This is a genomic window from Planococcus halocryophilus (genome assembly GCF_001687585.2).
Lineage (GTDB): Bacteria > Bacillota > Bacilli > Bacillales_A > Planococcaceae > Planococcus > Planococcus halocryophilus.
Genome location: NZ_CP016537.2, coordinates 223,205 through 240,055, shown reverse-complemented (window position 1 = coordinate 240,055; position 16,851 = coordinate 223,205). Strand labels below are relative to the sequence as shown.

Here is a 16,851-nt window from a genome sequence, read left to right as displayed (position 1 = left end):
ACCTAGCTAACTCGTATACTAGAATGAATAAGTAAGAATTATCTGGATATGGAGGGATGTTGATGAAAGCTTCTTTTTCGCCTCTTGGTGACCAGGCGATCGCGGTTGAACTTGGAAATAAAATCGATGAAGAAACTGAAAAACAAGTACGGAAACTTTCTGTCCTTCTAGAAAGTCGACAACCGGAATGGTTGATTGAAGTAATTCCGGCTTTTACTACCGTATCGGTCTTTTACGATCCGTGTGTAGCAACATACGATGTTGTGAAAATGGAAATGAAAGAACTTTTAGAACAATTAGGTGAAGACCTCCCCATCCAATCAAGAACCATTGAAATTCCCGTCTGTTACGGTGGTGAATTCGGACCCGATTTGGAATTTGTCGCACAACATAACAACTTAACAGCACGCGAAGTGATCGAGATTCATACATCTGGTGATTATTCCGTCCATATGATTGGCTTTGCTCCAGGCTTCCCATTTATCGGAGGCATGTCTGAAAAAATTGCAGCGCCTAGACGCGATTCACCACGTCTTCGTATTCCGGAGCGCACAGTTGGCATTGCTGGCAATCAAACCGGTGCTTACCCAATTGAAACTCCTGGCGGTTGGCAATTGATTGGAAGAACCCCAATTCGACTGTTCCGACCAGAAGATGATATTCCGAGTTTGCTTCAAGCTGGCGACAGAATTATTTTCAAGGAAATTTCAGAAAGAGCGTATTATGAATGGGAGGAAGAGCAAAATGCTGAAAATACTTAAAGGCGGCTTGCAAACTTCAGTTCAAGACTTAGGCCGTACTGGATTCCAAAAGTATGGTGTTATCGCGAGCGGTGTGATGGACCCCTTCGCGCATCGCTTAGCTAATTTAATTGTTGGGAACGACGAACGCTTTGCGACGCTTGAAATTTCATTAGTTGGCCCCAAAATTCAATTTACCGAGGATACACTCATCGCCTTATGCGGCGGAGATTTAAGCCCTAAAATGGATGGCACCGCTATAAAAATGTGGCGAATGCTCGTCATGAAAAAAGACAGCATCCTAACGTTTGGCGAGCCTCGTATAGGTGCACGCTGTTATTTAGCAGTTGCTGGCGGCATTAAAGTAGCCGAATTGATGGGCAGTCGTTCTACATATTTACGTGCTGGAATCGGCGGATTTCAAGGACGTTCTTTAGCAAAAGGCGATGAAATACATAGTGACGAGATGACTCCTTTACAAGTTAAAGCCTTAAAACGAAACAGCGAAAGTGAATTTGATTGGTTAATTCCACCCGTTCGCTATTTTGAAGAACCTATTATCCGGATCATTAAAGGAAAACAATTTGATCTGTTTAATGATTCTAGTAAAGAACAGATTTTCACGGAAGCTTTCACCGTATCCGGCAACTCTGACCGTATGGGTTACCGGTTAGAAGGTCCAAATCTAGCTTTAGAAAAGCCCACTGAATTGATTTCAGAAGCGGTTGCGTTTGGCTCTGTTCAAGTACCGAGTGATGGCAACCCGATTATCTTAATGGCCGATCGGCAGACGACAGGCGGCTACCCCAAAATCGGCCAAGTTGCATCTGTCGACTTACCCCTGATCGCTCAATTAAAACAAGGACAAGGTTTACGCTTCAAGGAAATTTCCTTAGTTGATGCACAACAACGTTTGATCGAACAAGAACAACACATTCGTGAAATAAAAGCCTCAATCCAATTAAAACAGGAGGAATGGAAATGACGTATAAAGTAGATTTAAACTGCGACATGGGAGAAAGTTTTGGCGCTTATAAAATGGGCAACGATGAAGAAATTCTCGATTATGTAACGTCAGCAAACATCGCTTGTGGCTTTCATGCAGGTGATCCAACAACGATGCGGAAAACCGTCAAATTAGCGCTCGAGAAAAATGTTGGCATCGGCGCACATCCAGGACTTCAAGATTTAGTCGGTTTTGGACGTCGTAACTTAGCATTGTCTCCTCAAGAAGCTTATGACTTGGTCGTTTATCAAATTGGTGCATTGTCAGGTTTTGTTAAAGCAGAGGGCGGACAATTGCAACACGTGAAAGCGCATGGTGCTTTATACAATATGGCTGTAAAAGATGCCGCGTTATCAGAAGCAATTGCAGAAGCGGTTTATCAAATTGACCCAGAGCTTGTACTGTTTGGACTTTCTGGCAGTGAGATTGTGACAGCTGGAAACAAAATCGGACTGCGCACAGCCAATGAAGTATTCTCAGATCGCACGTATCAACAAGACGGTTCGTTAACACCAAGATCACAAAACAATGCCTTAATCACCGATTCTCAAATCGCTATCAACCAAGTTATTCGGATGGTGAAAGAACATAAAGTCGCGACTGTCGATCAAACAGATGCTTCGCTACAAGCAGATACCATTTGTATTCATGGTGACGGGATTCAAGCTCTAGATTTTGCCATTCAAATTTCAAAATCATTAAAAGAAGCGGATATCGACGTCGTAAAAGTACGTGAATTTGTTTAATACCTACTTAGGAGGAATTTGATGAAGAGTGCACCAAAAATGAAAAACACGAACCGCAGCGTCTTGCTTGGCGCTGCTTTCCTAATGGCTACGTCAGCGATTGGGCCCGGCTTTTTAACACAAACAACGGTTTTCACAGAGACCTTACTAGCTTCTTTTGGATTCGTTATTTTAATTTCTATTATTATTGATATCGGTGCGCAAACAAATATTTGGCGCATCATCGCTGTATCCGGTAAACGAGCTCAAGACATTGCCAATGATGTTTTACCCGGTCTCGGTTATTTCCTTTCTTTACTCGTTGTGATGGGCGGTCTTGCCTTTAATATCGGTAACATCGGTGGTGCTGGACTCGGTACAAACGTCTTGTTTGGAATCGATCCAAAAACCGGGGCTATTTTAAGTGGTGTGCTTGCCATCGGAATCTTTGTTGTAAAAGAAGCAGGGCGTGCGATGGATCGTTTTGCACAAATTCTTGGTTTCGTCATGATCGCCTTAACGGTGTACGTCATGATTACCGCTCAACCACCTGTTGGTGAAGCAATTGCAAAAACATTTATACCTGATAACATCGACATCTTTGCAATCGTCACTTTAGTCGGTGGTACAGTCGGTGGTTACATCACTTTTGCCGGTGGTCACCGATTGATTGACGCTGGATTGACCGGTAAAGCCGCATTACCAGAAGTCACGAGAAGCTCGATTTATGCGATCGCGATTGCCTCACTTATGCGTATCATTCTGTTTTTAGCTGTTCTAGGTGTTGTTTCTCAAGGACTTTCTCTAGACCCAGACAATCCACCAGCATCTGTCTTCCAACTTGCCGCAGGGAATATTGGCTATAAGATGTTCGGAATTGTTATGTGGGCTGCAGCTGTAACCTCTGTTGTTGGTGCGGCTTACACATCTGTATCGTTTATCCGTTCATTTAGCCCGGCTCTAGAGAAATACCACCGTTTGTTGACAATTAGCTTTATCGTTATCTCTACTGCCGTTTTTGTTATTATTGGAAAACCTGTATTGATTTTAGTTCTTGTTGGATCGGTCAACGGCTTGATTTTACCGATTGCACTTGGCGTTATGTTGATCGCTGCTCATAAAGTGAAAATTGTTGGCGACTACAAACACCCGTTGTGGATGACGATTTTCGGTATCGTCATTGTCGTTTCCATGGCATGGATGGGCATTTACACATTGATGAATGGGATACCGGCATTATTTAAATAAGATAAATCTACTTAAAACAATAAAACCAGGAAAGCCTCATTAAGGCGTTCCTGGTTTTTTGGTCATGTCTATTAAGTTGAAGAACTTCCTGACTCTACAAGTTCTGCTTTATCCGCTTCTTTAGCTACGCGTGAATCTTGTAACCAACAAGCTACAGAATGCCCTGTTTCCGTCACCGTATCGCGTGGTGTATACGTATGACATACCGTCATCGTATGCGGACACCTCGCGGCAAATGCACACCCTTCTCCAAGCGTTGCTAAGTTGGGTGGCGAACCGGCAATTGGCATTAACGGCTGACCACGGTCTTCATTTAATTTTGGCATCGAACGCAAAAGTCCGAGTGTGTAAGGATGCTTTGGGCTATAGAAAATTTCATCTAATGTGCCTTGTTCGACAATTTTGCCACCGTACATCACAGCCACACGATCTGCCATATTGGCCACTACGCCCAAGTCATGAGTGATTAAAATAATGGCCGTGTCGGTTTTCTTTTGCAGGTCTTTCATCAATTCAAGAATTTGCGCTTGAATCGTGACATCCAAAGCAGTCGTCGGTTCATCCGCAATCAACACTTTCGGGTTACAAGCAAGTGCTAGTGCTATTACAACACGTTGCCTCATCCCTCCCGAAAACTGGTGAGGGTAGTTATCGAGCCGACTTTCTGCTTGCGGAATCCCCACCAGCTTCAACATATCTAGCGCACGTTCACGCGCCTGAGATTTTGTTAAGCGTTCATGACGCTGAACGCCTTCCATAATCTGTTTGCCGACTTTCATTGTCGGGTTTAATGAAGTCATAGGATCTTGAAACACCATCGAAATTTCCGAGCCCCGTAAATCGGTGATTTGGTTTTTCGACATCTTCAATAAACTTTCACCATTATAATGAATATCGCCTTTTGTCACTTCGGTCGTCGCTTTTGGTAACAATTGCATAATGGATTTCGCTGTTACGGATTTACCCGAACCCGATTCTCCAACAATTGCCAGTGTTTCTCCTTTTTTCAACTCAAAGTTCACGCCCCGTACCGCTGTCAGTTTACCGTGTTGAGTTTTAAACGCTACATGCAAATCTTCGACTGTCAAAATGGTATTGGTCATGGTCGGAACTCCTTTATTTTCTCATTTTCGGATCGAGTGCATCACGCAGTCCATCGCCAAGCAAATTGAAAGAAATCATGATGATGCTGATCACCAAGGCCGGGAAAATTAATTTATATGGGAAATAACGCATCGATTTGTAGCCGTCTTCAATGAGTACGCCTAGAGATGCCAGTGGTGCTTGTAGCCCCAGTCCGATAAAGCTTAAGAAGGCTTCAAAGAAAATCGCAGTTGGAATCGTGAACATCACCGTGACAATAATCGGTCCCATGACATTCGGCAAAAGATGCTTAGAAATGAGTCTCGGGTTTGAAGCTCCTAGTGTCCGTGAAGCCAACACAAACTCTTGGCCCTTCAACTGCAGCACTTGGCCACGCACAACACGCGCCATTCCAACCCATCCTGTTATGACCATCGCTAAAATAATGGACGTTATGCCAGGCTCTAACACCAATATAAACAAAATAATTACGATTAAGTTTGGAATTCCCATTAGAATTTCGATGATTCGTTGCATGACGTTATCTATACGTCCCCCGTAAAAAGAAGAAATACCGCCGTAAATAACACCAATCACTAAATCGAGTGCAGCTGCCACTAAAGCGATAAACAGCGAAATTTGAGTACCTCTCCAAACGCGTGTCCAAAGATCGCGTCCAAATTCATCAGTTCCAAACCAATAATTGATCTGAACATCGCGCTCTGCGTATTGATCGACGCCTTGTGAGTTCGCACCATTAAAGCCCATCCACTCTAGGCCTTCAATTTTTGGTGGCAAATTAGAATGTGCTAAGTTTTGTTCGCGATAAGAAAATTCGTTCATTCCAGGTCCAATTAACGCTAAAACAATTAAGAAGACCAGCAAAATTAATGAAATCATCGCTCCCTTATTTTTAATGAGACGTTGAAACGCTTCTTTCCAAAAAGAAACAGCAGGCGTTCCGATTTCTTCACTTTTTCGATGATCAAGCGGTGCTTTCACAAATAAGTCTGACGGAATTTCATCATACGCATATTGGTTTTGTACTTGTAAATCTTGGTGTGGAGGAAGGTTTGGTGTATTTTTGGTCATGCTGCTCCCCCCTTATAATTAATGCGTGGATCCAATAAGCTGTAAATGATATCGACAACAAAGACCACAAAAATAAACAACGCACTATAAAAGATGGTGATTCCCATAATTACGCTGTAGTCGAGCACAAGAATCGATAACGTGAATTGTTCACCTAGCCCTGGTACGGCGAATATCTTTTCGATAACTAACGTACCTGTCATGATTGATACCGCTAGCGGCCCTAACATCGTCACAACCGGAATTAGCGCATTGCGGATCACGTGTTTGACCATTACTTGGTTTTCTTTTAATCCTTTTGCTCTCGCTGTGATGATGTAATCTTGTCCGATTACTTCAAGCATCTCACTGCGGATAAACCTGGCAACAGTCGCTGTGACCGTGACGGACAAAGCGATGGATGGTAACAGCGTACTGGAGTAACCTTCCCATAAAGCAACAGGCAACCAGCCCAATTTAACGCCAACGTAATATTGCAACAACGCCGCAAAGACGAATGACGGAATCGACATTCCCAACACAGCCAATGTCACGGAACCATAATCCAAAATCGAGTTATGTTTTAAAGCTGAAACAATTCCGAGCAACAATCCAATAACAGCACCGAACACTAAAGCTTGAAGGCCGATAAATGCAGAAGGTCCAATCCGGTCGCTGATCATGCTTGTAACCGTCCGTCCTTCATGTTGAAACGAGTAACCTAAATCACCTTGAAGCAAGTTTCCAATGTACTGTATGTATTGCATGGCAACTGGTTGGTCCAGGCCATATTTGGCATTTAAAATCGCTAATTGGCTATCGGTTAACTTTTCTGGATTGGTAAAAGGTGTCCCAGGTAAAAGCTGCATTAAGAAAAATGTCGCAGTGACAATAATGAAAAGTGTAATGAGCATAAAGCCAATTCGCTGCAGTAAATAACGTTTCATGTGAACACCTCAGTTCTTTAGGGTGAATTACGCTCGTGTAGTTTATCGTCAGAATGATTTTGCTCTAGGTATTCCGCAAACTAGCTCCGCTTTCCTGCGGGAGTCTCCGCTAGTTTGCTTCATATCCTAAATAGCTTGAGATGCTAAAAAGCGAAAGAATGGGTGATTATTATTGATTCTAATAAATTCACAATCTCTTAAACTATCAAAAATACGAGGGTGCCCGGTAAACCGGCTACACCCTCGTATCTATAAGCTGCAAACCTGTTTTTATTCTTCGATCGTCACCCATTTGTAAGAGAATGAAGCGCCTGTTGGGTGCACTAATAGATTTTTAATTTTGCTTCTCATCAATACAGCTGTTCCGCCTTGGTAAAGAGGTGCGATTGCCGCATCTTCTTCTAACAAGACTTTTTCAATGTCCAACAACATTTGGTAACGTTTCTCAAGATCCGTTTCCGTTCTTGCTGATGCGACCAATTCCTGAATTTTTTCATTTGAATAATCCATACGGTTAGCTGATCCACCTTCTAACCACATATCTAAGTAAGTCATAGGGTCGCTATAATCTGGTCCCCATGAAGATAGAGACAAATCGTATTCAATTGCTTTTTCGATTTCTAGACGTTGAGCAAACGGAACGGCTTTTATGTCTAAGTTAAATCCTGGAAGATTGTCTTTCAATTGCGCTTGAATATACTCAGCTACTTTTTTGTGGTCTTCTGAGTCCGCGATGTTGATAGAGACAGTTACATCTGTTGCGCCAGTTTCTTCAAGTCCTTGCTCCCACAGTTTTTGTGCTTCTTCGATTGTCCCTGTGTTGAAATCTCCGTTTAAGTCACGGAAATCTTCGCCCGCTGGAGATGTAAAGAAGCCTTTTGGAACGACACCGTTTAATGCAGTAGAACCGTCTTTCAAAATAACTTCTGTTAAACTTTCTTTGTCGATTGCCATGTTAACGGCTTTACGAATGTTTTCGTTTCCTAATACTGGGTGGTTATGGTTAAAGCGAAGGAAAAAGATTTCCGGCTCTAAAATTGTTTCAAAGTTTTCGTCGCCTTTGTTTTGATCTACTGCTTCTGAACTTAATACCACGCGGTCAACTTTATTTGTTTCGTATAAGTTGATACCAGCTGCCGGGTCTTTTACAACGTATGCATTGATAGCGTCTAGCTTAACTGCCTCTGCATCCCAGTAGTCTTCGTTCTTTTCGTATTTCCATCCTTGTTCGTGCGTCCAGTCTACTAATGTGAATGGTCCGTTGAATAGGATGTTTTCTGCTTCTAATGCATATTGATCGCCTTGCTCTTCAACAAATTTTTGGTTTTGAGGCAAGAATGTTGGGAACGTCATTAACGATTGGAACAACGGGTTAGCCGCTTCTAATGTAACTTCCAACGTTTTTTCATCAATTGCTTTAACTCCTAGATCTTCCGCGTCCATTTCTTCGTTCATGATGGCTTCAGCATTTTTAATACCTGCTGTAACAAACATAAAACTATATGGACTTGCATCTTTCATCACACGTTTCCAAGCATATTCGAAATCTTGTGCAGTAACTGGTTCTCCGTTACTCCAGTTCGAATCACGCAATGTAAACGTATGGACAGTTTTGTCTTCATTTTCTGTATGGTCTGTTACTAAAGCTTCAATTGGTTCATGGTTTTCGTCTTGGCGGTAAAGACCTTCATTGACGTTATTCAATACCGTAAAGGCGATTCCGTCATGTGCTTTTGTAGAATCTAACGTAGGGATGTCTGCTGCAGTTGAGATGTTTAATACTTGTCCAGCTTCCCCTTCTGAGCCGCCACTTTCTTCATTTGAACTGTCTGAAGAATTAAAGTTACAGCCTGCTAAAAATAAAACAAATGCAATCATGACCATGAAAATTTGCGTCTTTCTATCTCTCCACATATTCCTACCCCCAATTATTTTGATAATTCTTTTTAATCATAATTGTTATTTTACAATTAGGCAACAAGATGTTTAAATTTTCAAATATATATAATGCATGGTAATCTTTAATTGATACTAGAAAGGAATAATTCACATGAATTTCAAACTTATTTTATTTTTTATTTCGTTAAGTGCTTCGTTCGTTTTATCTTTCTTTCTATATAAGCAATGGACTCTTGCGACTTGGTTTGACGCTTTATTTTTAATAGGACTTTTATTAATTATGATTTATTCGATGATGGTATTGATCGAAGGTCAGTTTTTTACAACGTTCTTAAAAAGCACTCGAAATTTTTTCGCAAAAACAAATAAAAAAGATCAACTTATTCGAGAAAGTGAAAAACGTTCTTTGGAATCCGTAAGTTTCCGCAAAGAATTTCCTAATCGCTTAGCTTTTTTACAAATAGGACTCCTTTTTTCTATCGGTAGTTTACTCGTTTCTTCTGCTATCTATTTTTTGAGTTAATTGGCTAGACAAAAGGGCACAACCTATCAAGAGCTTGTGCCCTGAAACTGCCTGCTTGTGTAGTGTGAGATAGTAAAACCGCGCTGGTCGCTTTGGGGATGACTCCCACAAAAAGCCAGGAAAACCACCTGTCTTTTTGCTCCGTCTACCCCGTGGACGCGCTATCGCTAGCGTCCATATAAATAGGCGTATTTCAGATGATTAAGTGTTGATGGGATAGAAAAAGTATCGGATCAAATCCGTCTCAATACTAACTTGATTTGCTCAATAATATTCTGCCAGTAAAGAGAGCTATGAGGCACCAAATCCGTTAAGCTAATCTCTTTCTTAAAATCCCGTCTACCTTCTAACGTTGACATAAACCCTCTAACTTCTACTCTTTCTTTTTCTCCTGCGACTAAAGCAGCCAATTCTTTAAAATCTACTTTTGCCATACCGGATACTTCTTCCTTTTGTAACTCGAACGTTTTGTCATGGTTGTTTTTTTTGTGATATAAGAAGCAATGACAGTGCTCATTATCCAGAAAACCGCCTATTGCTAGTTGGTCTTTAATGGTTCCAAGAGAAATTAGCTCGTTAAAGCTTACTTTTAGTCCAAGCTCTTCACGTACTTCCCGAACGCCGTCTTTAACCGTTTCATCAGCTAATAGATGTCCTGCAGCTGTAATATCAAAAAGACCTGGAAAGTCCTTTTTGTCTTCACTGCGTAACTGCAAGTAAATCATATCCTTCTCGTCCTCACGGCTAATCACCCAACAGTGAAAAGTTTCGTACCAATAGCCTTGTTCATGAATGGTCTGTCGACTAGCTATGTCTTGTGCCACTCTATGTTCATCGTAAATACGTAATTTTTCTGTTTCCATTGCTACACTCCTTTTGTTTTAACATAACAAAAAACCAGCCACATAGATGGCCGGTTCGCTTTATTCTGAGACAATTGCTTCAACCTTCGATAGAAACTGCCTTGTCCTGACTTCTGTTGGATTTTCAAATATTTGCTGTGAAGTGCCTTGTTCTACAATCACTCCATCATCCATGAACACAACTCGGTCCGCAACTTCTTTCGCAAAATTCATTTCATGCGTCACGATGACCAATGTCATTCCCTCTTCTGCTAGACTCTTGATAACCAGTAGCACTTCACGCACTAATTCTGGATCGAGTGCTGAAGTTGGTTCGTCAAACAGCATAACTAATGGATCTAAAGCAAGAGAACGGGCAATTGCCACACGTTGTTGCTGACCACCAGAAAGTTGTGCCGGATAATGGTCAGCTCGATCTGCCAATCCTACTTTAGCTAACAAATCGGTAGCAATAGTTTTAGCTTCTTTCGGATCTTTTCCATGTATGGCAATAGGCCCTTCCATAATATTTTCAATCGCTGTTTTGTGAGGAAATAAATTAAACGACTGAAAAACAAAACCTGTTTTTTTACGTAATTCCCTGATTACTTTTTTTCGGTGGCGATCGATTTTGCCGCCCGCTTTTACTTTGTATTCACCAATTTGAATCATTCCCTCAGTCGGTTCTTCCAAAAAATTCAAGCACCGCAATAAAGTTGACTTCCCTGATCCACTTGGTCCCATGATGACTACCACTTCACTTTTATCAATTGTTAAATCGATTCCTTTGAGCACTTCATTTAAACCAAATTTTTTCACCAGTCCGGTAACGCTTATCATATATTTACCAATCCCCTTTTATACGGCATTCCTAACTCATAAAATTTCTTATCTAACCAAATATTTGGATGACTGAACTTCTATACGATCTAGCAATTTTGTGAAAAACGAAATCAATATCCAATAAATCGCTGCGGCCACTAGGTAAATCGTTAATGGTTCGAATGTTTTAGCAATAATCAGGCTCGACATTTGCAATAACTCTGTAACCGTAATGACAGAAACTAAAGAAGTATCTTTAATCAAGACAATAAATGAATTGGACAGTGTTGGAATGGCAATCCGCAAGCTTTGTGGCAGAATAATCCTCTTTAGCGCTTGAGGATAAGTCATACCCATCGACATAGAAGCTTCCATCTGTCCGTTGTCCACTGCCAAAATAGAAGCCCTGAATGATTCAGATAAATATGCGCCAGCATTTAAACTAAGTGCTAAAATACCTGATGAAATGGGATCTAATGCAATACCGACTTGAGGCAATCCATAATAAATAACAAAAATCTGAACGAGCAAGGGAGTTCCTCGCATTAATGATACATATACATCAGCGATTTCATTTAATACTTTTACTTTAAGAATACGAATAATAGCTGTCAGAAAACCAATCACTAAAGCAATCAGAATCGAGATAGCGGCAAGGAAAATCGTCATTCCTGTCGCTTTAAGCAACGATGGCAATGAATCAATCACAATTGTAAAATCCATAAATCCTCCCATTAGACAAGAAGTTAAAACATTATTCTCTTCAACCGAAAATTTCTTCCTTATACCCAATCTCAATTCCTAAATGAGCCAATTCAGTTAAAAATGGCTGGAATCGCTCTCGAACAATTAAATTTTCGATTGGAATAACACCTGTCTCTAATATTTTTTTGTCGGCAATCCATTGTGCCACCAGCATCGCCGGGATAGCTGTCGTTTTAGCCATGGATGTTATTTTTCGGTCATGATCGTATAAATCAATCATTTCCCATGTGTGTTTTTTCTGAATACCTTGTTTCATGCCACTCACTTCTACTTTTAAAACTGTGATGTCTTCGATTGAATGGCCAGACAATTTCGGTGCCAAAATTTTCTCCGCGAATGACTTCGGACTGATAGCTATGTCTTGAATAGAAATTTGAGCATCGTCAAGAAAACCCAACTCACTCAAAACACGCATTTTGTTCCAATGCCCTGGATACCGGACCGTTCGCTCCACCAAATTTGTCACTTTTCCTTGAAGCATAAATGCAGTGCTATGAGCGTCGGTAATAACCGTTTCACACAGACCTACTGGTTCTGGAAAACTCATTTCTTCTAATCCAGACAGTGGTGCTAATTCAACAATTTTGCCCGCTTGAATAATGGTTGCCGGTTTCGTATAAAGATCCAGCATACTTTCAAGACGATAAACGACTTGATACCCTAAAGGGGGATCCGGATATTTCGGAACCCCCCCACAGGCCAATACAGCTTCTTGTGCTTCGTCTAGCAGTTCGATTCCTTGTGCTGCCAGAAAGTTAGTAATGCCTGGTGCTACACCACAGCCTGGGACAATCAACACCCCTGCTTGTTGTGCTTGTTGATGCATTGCCATTTTTTCAGGAAATCGGGATCCCACTAAATCAATCAAATGACAATTTGATGCAATTGCTGCTTTGATAGCTGCAACACTCAATGAATGGGGAAGGCATGCTATCGCAATGTCAGCGCCTTTCAGCACTTCGGCAATATCTTTTTCTGTCGCTAGTTCCGCCACTTTACCAAACACTCGTGAACTTTTAGCGATAGCTAAGCATTTATCAATGCTGGATTGATTGATATCGACAGCTGTAACCTTTTCTGCACCAGCATATTTAGCTAACTCTGTTACTACCGTAGTACCAATCATGCCTGTTCCTAAAACGAAGATGTGCATTTCCTCACCCCTTACACTTAGCATTTATCCAAAAATCATAATTAGATAAGTCACTTCCACTACGATAAAGACCTAGTTTTTTAACGGTTCTGTCCCAAACCATTTTTTATAAATTTCATCGTATGTTCCATCTTCTTTCATTTCACTCAAAGCAATATTAACTTTTTCAATAAAGTCTTCATTGCCTTTATTAACAGCCATACCGATTTCATCTTTATTTAAAATATCGCTTGAAATTTTTATTGGAAGATTTTTTTCCTTAATGTTGTAACTGATCAACAATTGATCATTGATAATGACATCAAGGCGTTTATTCGTTAAATCCTGAATATAATCACCGACAGCTTTGTACAACTTCACTTCTGCTCCGTCCACGCTATTCGCTACTTCTTCAAAAGTCGTTCCACCACCAACACCTACTTTTTTACCTTTGATATCTTCAAGTTTTGTAATATCATCTGTATCTTCACGTGTGATTAGCACCGATCCGGAAATAACATATGGGTCTGTAAAGTCGACACTTTTTTTCCGCTCTTCTGTCACCGTCATTTGGCTGATGATGATATCGAATTTATCTGCCTTTAGTCCTCCGATCAACCCATCCCATTTGGTTGCGATAAAATTAGCTTCCACACCTAGACGTTCTGCAATTTCGTTAGAGATATCGACATCGAACCCTTGAAATTCATCATTATCATCGATGAAGTTAAAAGGTGGATAAGTTCCTTCAAATGCAACATTCAATTCTTTCGATTCTTCCATACGTTCGAGTACTCCACCTGTATTACCTTCTGTTTCCTTCGCAGTAGCTGTCTTTGCTGCGTCTTCAGATCCACAAGCCGCTAGCAGACCAAAAATAAATAAAAGTATAAGAGTACTTATCGTAGTTTTTTTCATTTCTATTCCTCCACCTTCAAATTTTCCCAACTGTTTTTCGCTTGCTTAGCTTTCCATTACAATAGAACCGTTTATTTCCATATTTTAGAAATTACTACATTACCTATTATTAACTTTAAAGAAGATAAAGTCAATGAGATTTCAGATTTTTAAGAATATTTTGCAGAAAATAAAAAACCCCCGCTAGTTAATTTTCGGAGGCTTAAATTCTATTCATATTCATTAAATAATGAATCATCTGGTGCAACATGTTGGATAAACAACAAATCTTCTTCCGTTACATCCGGCACAAAAAATTCAGTTCCCCAATGCTCTGAAGAGAAAACATGTTGCTCTCCATTACTTAAAAACACGGAAAACCATGCCAGCCTCTTTTCTCGATTTATAGGGCGTGTGATCAAAAATTCGGCGATTTCAACTGTTAGTAAACCAGTAAAAATAGTCATGCCTTCTTTTTCAGTGATTTCGAACAGTCCTGGAACACTAGACGTAAACTCTTCAATGGCGACCACTTCTTCATTCCAACAATGAATTTCAAAACTATCGGATTTGGCTATAAAATATTCCATCAGCAAGAGCCAATAATCATAGTTGCCAATAGCCGGTATTCGTTCTTCTCCTCGATCGTCTGCAAACTCTGTCAGTTCAAACTGCAATTGTGTTTTAGATTCCATACATGATTCACCTGCCCTTTTCTTTCTGCAGCTTATCGATACTATTATTCATTACTTTTCAGTTGTTTATAATAACTTAAAGCCTCAAGTAAGAATTCTTTATCATAATGTGTTTTTTCATGAATTCTTTCTATCCAATCTTCTAACGTCTCAACAGGTGAATCAGGATACAGCCCTGCATTCGTACTTAAAAAGCTTTGCCAATTGTCAAATTCCCAATGGACGGTTTCACCTTTGTCCTGTAATCGAACTTCAACCAGCGGCTCCGGGTGGATATGATGTTGAGAATACTCGGCCGCCTCCAACAAATATTCACGTTCAATGGGTTGAGTCATATAAACTTGACTAGATCTTTTGCCATTTGGTCGAAAATACACAATCTCAAACCCTTTTTCAGACGGTCGGACTTGCACTTCCGCTCCTGGAAAAAAACCAGACTGTTTATTGCCATCAAAAGCTTCACTAGTAAAGTCGATCATAATGGGTTGAATCCATTGGTCCCCCAGATCACATAAAAATCTCCGACCATATTGATCTTCAGCTAGTATAGCCGCATGAGCTTGTTTTGTTTTCAAATTGCTGCCTACCGGATATGCTTTTATCCCCGCTTCATCAAAAGCTGACAGCAACCAAATCGCCAAATCAAAACAATTGCCTGTAATTCCATATTGGCTATGATGCGCCACCATTTGTTCCACGCTACGTTGTTTAGTTACACCTGAGTGTTGATAGTACCAAGCCTTTGTCAACGTCTCCATAGGAAAGCTATCAAATTGCCGCCATACAGTAAGAATTTCTGCCGGTGCTTCTATCATCTCCACCTTCTTTTTCTTATTCGCTTGGCTATTACTTCTATTTTTTCTTTGGAAATTCCTTCTCGTAATCCAAACCTCTATCTAGCTAATTTCGATAAAAAAACAGGCACTGGGCCTGTTCTTAGAATTTGTAGATAAAATACTTTGATATCCCGTTGTTTATCTAAACATGGATCTCAATATTCTTTAATCTACCTAATGATGAAAGTCGCAAGCGATGGCGCGTCCACGGGCTAGGCGAAGCGAGAAGACAGGTGGTCTTCCTGGCTTCTCGCTAGATCCATCCCCGAAGCGACCATCGCGGTTTTATGACTTCACAAATTGTGGACTTTCTCGACAACAAAAAAAGAACAGGCACTAGGCCTGTTCTTTTTCGTATGGTGAAGTTAATCATCTATAAAACTTTTGCGTTGGCGAATTTGATAGTAATTTAGTTGCTTGAATAACTCTGAAGACGCTCCTTGGTTTACAGCAAATTCCACACCGCACTCCACTACATCCACACCAGTCGCTTTTCGAACAACAGATCCTTCTAGCAAGAAAGGACTATCTAATATCTCAAAGCTGCAACGCACGCTTTCTCCCAAAGGAATGTTAAGCGTAGAAGAAAATACTAAACCACCGGCACTAACATCATAAATTTCGACTGGCAAAAATTTGTCTCCGTAAACTGAAATCTTACCATTCAAAGCCTGATTGAAAGTAACTCGAAAAAATTCGCGACGATTTTCCGACATTCCGCTCTCTCCATCCTTGGTCACATATACAAATTTATAAGCAGACCTCTGATTTCTCCAACTAGACCTAAAGTACCAATTCCTTCTTCTTCATTATTCAATACTTGGTCTTGGATTTCAATAAGTTTTTTATCGATTACTTTAATAATCTGTTGGGACTTCATACCGCCGCCTGAAACTTGGCTTTGTTCGTCTGATAAATGCAAGCCGTAACGTACGGTTTCTGATACAAATTGTTTAATCGCCTGTTTATAATTTATAACATTTTCAAGGGTTCTTTGATTGGTTAACTTCTGTCCTTGTATGTCAACACGACTCATAAGTTGGTTGAACGAATCATTTTGCAACTTTGATTGAGATTTTTTCATGGCATTTGAAAAAATCTCATTTGTTTTATTTCCACTGACTTGTTTTGAAAGTCGGTCGTTCTGGAGTGCGTTCTGACTATCAATGCGCATCATAGCACCCCGTTTACTTTAGAATTGCCATGCAGTTTCTTATTCATATTAACGACGAGCTCTACTTCACCATAATCAGCTTGAAGCACTTTAGCAATTTGCTTAGAAGAAAATCCTTGTCTGGAAAGCTGAATTATTTTTTCCGGATCCATATTAGACTTTTCTGGAGTGTCCATTTCCTCAAATACTGGCACCTTATTTCGTTCCAAACGTTCAACTCTCTCTAACAACTGAGTCTCACGATCTTTAACATATATGGTTAATTTATTGTAAAGTTCATTGTTTTCTTGTTCAAGTTGAGCCACAAATTCAGCCATCTTTTCGTGTACTCTCTCTGGGTCTTTATCTAAGCGCTGTTTTATAACTGTTAGGATCAGCAGAACATTCATTAGCAACAGAGCAATACTAATTGCCGTCAATAGCCATACCATAATCATCCCCCTAGA

General features: G+C 40.4%; 19 protein-coding genes. 5 read left to right on the top strand and 14 right to left on the bottom strand.

Features of this window, described 5'->3' with window-relative positions; all coding sequences use genetic code 11:
• Positions 1 to 62: 62 nt before the first annotated feature.
• From pxpB to BBI08_RS01270, 4 genes are read left to right on the top strand one after another with little or no spacing between them, the layout of a single operon-like run.
• Entirely contained in the window at positions 63 to 761 is a 699-nt protein-coding gene (gene pxpB / locus BBI08_RS01285; protein ID WP_008499267.1) for a 5-oxoprolinase subunit PxpB, read from the top strand.
• Complete coding sequence (locus BBI08_RS01280) at positions 745 to 1,725, top strand: 5-oxoprolinase subunit C family protein (RefSeq protein ID WP_008499266.1); 981 nt, start codon at positions 745 to 747, stop codon at positions 1,723 to 1,725. Before pxpB ends, BBI08_RS01280 begins: the two co-directional genes overlap by 17 nt.
• On the top strand, positions 1,722 to 2,492 hold the full coding sequence (locus tag BBI08_RS01275; RefSeq protein ID WP_008499265.1) for a LamB/YcsF family protein: 771 nt from the start codon (positions 1,722 to 1,724) through the stop codon (positions 2,490 to 2,492). The genes BBI08_RS01280 and BBI08_RS01275 overlap by 4 nt, the downstream gene beginning before the upstream one ends.
• A 21-nt stretch (positions 2,493 to 2,513) precedes the next feature.
• Positions 2,514 to 3,719 (top strand): NRAMP family divalent metal transporter, encoded by a 1,206-nt coding sequence (locus BBI08_RS01270; RefSeq protein ID WP_008499263.1) that lies wholly within the window; start codon positions 2,514 to 2,516, stop codon positions 3,717 to 3,719.
• Positions 3,720 to 3,790: 71 nt separating this feature from the next.
• On the opposite strand, the gene BBI08_RS01265 is transcribed toward BBI08_RS01270, so the two are convergent.
• From BBI08_RS01265 to BBI08_RS01250, 4 genes are all read right to left on the bottom strand, one after another.
• Complete coding sequence (locus tag BBI08_RS01265) at positions 3,791 to 4,822, bottom strand: ABC transporter ATP-binding protein (RefSeq protein WP_008499262.1); 1,032 nt, start codon at positions 4,820 to 4,822, stop codon at positions 3,791 to 3,793.
• A 13-nt stretch (positions 4,823 to 4,835) separates the two neighbouring features.
• Positions 4,836 to 5,894: an oligopeptide ABC transporter permease gene (opp3C, locus tag BBI08_RS01260; protein ID WP_008499261.1), complete on the bottom strand. Its 1,059-nt coding sequence runs from the start codon at positions 5,892 to 5,894 to the stop codon at positions 4,836 to 4,838.
• Positions 5,891 to 6,820 (bottom strand): ABC transporter permease, encoded by a 930-nt coding sequence (locus tag BBI08_RS01255; protein WP_008499260.1) that lies wholly within the window; start codon positions 6,818 to 6,820, stop codon positions 5,891 to 5,893. Before BBI08_RS01255 ends, opp3C begins: the two co-directional genes overlap by 4 nt.
• A gap of 270 nt (positions 6,821 to 7,090) precedes the next feature.
• Positions 7,091 to 8,734 (bottom strand): peptide ABC transporter substrate-binding protein, encoded by a 1,644-nt coding sequence (locus BBI08_RS01250; protein WP_008499259.1) that lies wholly within the window; start codon positions 8,732 to 8,734, stop codon positions 7,091 to 7,093.
• 136 nt (positions 8,735 to 8,870) lie between these two features.
• Here BBI08_RS01250 and BBI08_RS01245 point away from each other — a divergent pair, with 136 nt between their 5' ends.
• A complete protein-coding gene (locus BBI08_RS01245; RefSeq protein WP_040851382.1) occupies positions 8,871 to 9,242 on the top strand; it encodes a DUF3899 domain-containing protein in 372 nt (123 codons plus the stop codon).
• 233 nt (positions 9,243 to 9,475) lie between these two features.
• Here the strand turns inward: BBI08_RS01245 and BBI08_RS01240 are convergent, their stop codons facing one another.
• The 10 genes from BBI08_RS01240 to BBI08_RS01195 form a co-directional block, all read right to left on the bottom strand.
• On the bottom strand, positions 9,476 to 10,105 hold the full coding sequence (locus tag BBI08_RS01240) for an NUDIX hydrolase (protein ID WP_065528412.1): 630 nt from the start codon (positions 10,103 to 10,105) through the stop codon (positions 9,476 to 9,478).
• A gap of 60 nt (positions 10,106 to 10,165) precedes the next feature.
• Positions 10,166 to 10,924, bottom strand: a complete 759-nt coding sequence (locus tag BBI08_RS01235) for an amino acid ABC transporter ATP-binding protein (protein ID WP_065528411.1) — start codon at positions 10,922 to 10,924, stop codon at positions 10,166 to 10,168.
• Positions 10,925 to 10,972: 48 nt separating this feature from the next.
• Positions 10,973 to 11,629, bottom strand: coding sequence for an amino acid ABC transporter permease (locus BBI08_RS01230; RefSeq protein ID WP_008499257.1), 657 nt, complete (start codon positions 11,627 to 11,629; stop codon positions 10,973 to 10,975).
• Between the two features lie 40 nt (positions 11,630 to 11,669).
• Positions 11,670 to 12,824, bottom strand: coding sequence for a saccharopine dehydrogenase family protein (locus BBI08_RS01225; protein WP_008499256.1), 1,155 nt, complete (start codon positions 12,822 to 12,824; stop codon positions 11,670 to 11,672).
• A gap of 72 nt (positions 12,825 to 12,896) precedes the next feature.
• Complete coding sequence (locus tag BBI08_RS01220; protein ID WP_065528410.1) at positions 12,897 to 13,721, bottom strand: transporter substrate-binding domain-containing protein; 825 nt, start codon at positions 13,719 to 13,721, stop codon at positions 12,897 to 12,899.
• Between the two features lie 209 nt (positions 13,722 to 13,930).
• Positions 13,931 to 14,395 carry a hypothetical protein gene (locus BBI08_RS01215; RefSeq protein WP_008499254.1) on the bottom strand — a complete coding sequence of 155 codons (465 nt, stop codon included), beginning with the start codon at positions 14,393 to 14,395 and terminating at the stop codon, positions 13,931 to 13,933.
• Positions 14,396 to 14,439: 44 nt separating this feature from the next.
• Positions 14,440 to 15,210 (bottom strand): hypothetical protein, encoded by a 771-nt coding sequence (locus tag BBI08_RS01210; RefSeq protein ID WP_065528409.1) that lies wholly within the window; start codon positions 15,208 to 15,210, stop codon positions 14,440 to 14,442.
• Positions 15,211 to 15,596: 386 nt separating this feature from the next.
• The gene (locus tag BBI08_RS01205; RefSeq protein ID WP_008499252.1) at positions 15,597 to 15,947 is read right to left on the bottom strand and encodes a PilZ domain-containing protein; all 351 of its coding nucleotides are present in this window, start codon (positions 15,945 to 15,947) and stop codon (positions 15,597 to 15,599) included.
• Between the two features lie 20 nt (positions 15,948 to 15,967).
• The gene (locus BBI08_RS01200) at positions 15,968 to 16,408 is read right to left on the bottom strand and encodes a YaaR family protein (RefSeq protein ID WP_008499250.1); all 441 of its coding nucleotides are present in this window, start codon (positions 16,406 to 16,408) and stop codon (positions 15,968 to 15,970) included.
• A complete protein-coding gene (locus tag BBI08_RS01195; RefSeq protein WP_008499249.1) occupies positions 16,405 to 16,836 on the bottom strand; it encodes a DUF6115 domain-containing protein in 432 nt (143 codons plus the stop codon). The genes BBI08_RS01200 and BBI08_RS01195 overlap by 4 nt, the downstream gene beginning before the upstream one ends.
• Positions 16,837 to 16,851 lie beyond the last annotated feature (15 nt).

Bases quoted from the DNA above. Each gene is read 5' to 3' on its own strand.
- pxpB (WP_008499267.1), top strand. From the start codon at position 63: ATGAAAGCTTCTTTTTCGCCTCTTGGTGACCAGGCGATCGCGGTTGAA.
- BBI08_RS01280 (WP_008499266.1), top strand. From the start codon at position 745: ATGCTGAAAATACTTAAAGGCGGCTTGCAAACTTCAGTTCAAGACTTA.
- BBI08_RS01275 (WP_008499265.1), top strand. From the start codon at position 1,722: ATGACGTATAAAGTAGATTTAAACTGCGACATGGGAGAAAGTTTTGGC.
- BBI08_RS01270 (WP_008499263.1), top strand. From the start codon at position 2,514: ATGAAGAGTGCACCAAAAATGAAAAACACGAACCGCAGCGTCTTGCTT.
- BBI08_RS01265 (WP_008499262.1), bottom strand. From the start codon at position 4,822: ATGACCAATACCATTTTGACAGTCGAAGATTTGCATGTAGCGTTTAAA.
- opp3C (WP_008499261.1), bottom strand. From the start codon at position 5,894: ATGACCAAAAATACACCAAACCTTCCTCCACACCAAGATTTACAAGTA.
- BBI08_RS01255 (WP_008499260.1), bottom strand. From the start codon at position 6,820: ATGAAACGTTATTTACTGCAGCGAATTGGCTTTATGCTCATTACACTT.
- BBI08_RS01250 (WP_008499259.1), bottom strand. From the start codon at position 8,734: ATGTGGAGAGATAGAAAGACGCAAATTTTCATGGTCATGATTGCATTT.
- BBI08_RS01245 (WP_040851382.1), top strand. From the start codon at position 8,871: ATGAATTTCAAACTTATTTTATTTTTTATTTCGTTAAGTGCTTCGTTC.
- BBI08_RS01240 (WP_065528412.1), bottom strand. From the start codon at position 10,105: ATGGAAACAGAAAAATTACGTATTTACGATGAACATAGAGTGGCACAA.
- BBI08_RS01235 (WP_065528411.1), bottom strand. From the start codon at position 10,924: ATGATAAGCGTTACCGGACTGGTGAAAAAATTTGGTTTAAATGAAGTG.
- BBI08_RS01230 (WP_008499257.1), bottom strand. From the start codon at position 11,629: ATGGATTTTACAATTGTGATTGATTCATTGCCATCGTTGCTTAAAGCG.
- BBI08_RS01225 (WP_008499256.1), bottom strand. From the start codon at position 12,824: ATGCACATCTTCGTTTTAGGAACAGGCATGATTGGTACTACGGTAGTA.
- BBI08_RS01220 (WP_065528410.1), bottom strand. From the start codon at position 13,721: ATGAAAAAAACTACGATAAGTACTCTTATACTTTTATTTATTTTTGGT.
- BBI08_RS01215 (WP_008499254.1), bottom strand. From the start codon at position 14,395: ATGGAATCTAAAACACAATTGCAGTTTGAACTGACAGAGTTTGCAGAC.
- BBI08_RS01210 (WP_065528409.1), bottom strand. From the start codon at position 15,210: ATGATAGAAGCACCGGCAGAAATTCTTACTGTATGGCGGCAATTTGAT.
- BBI08_RS01205 (WP_008499252.1), bottom strand. From the start codon at position 15,947: ATGTCGGAAAATCGTCGCGAATTTTTTCGAGTTACTTTCAATCAGGCT.
- BBI08_RS01200 (WP_008499250.1), bottom strand. From the start codon at position 16,408: ATGATGCGCATTGATAGTCAGAACGCACTCCAGAACGACCGACTTTCA.
- BBI08_RS01195 (WP_008499249.1), bottom strand. From the start codon at position 16,836: ATGGTATGGCTATTGACGGCAATTAGTATTGCTCTGTTGCTAATGAAT.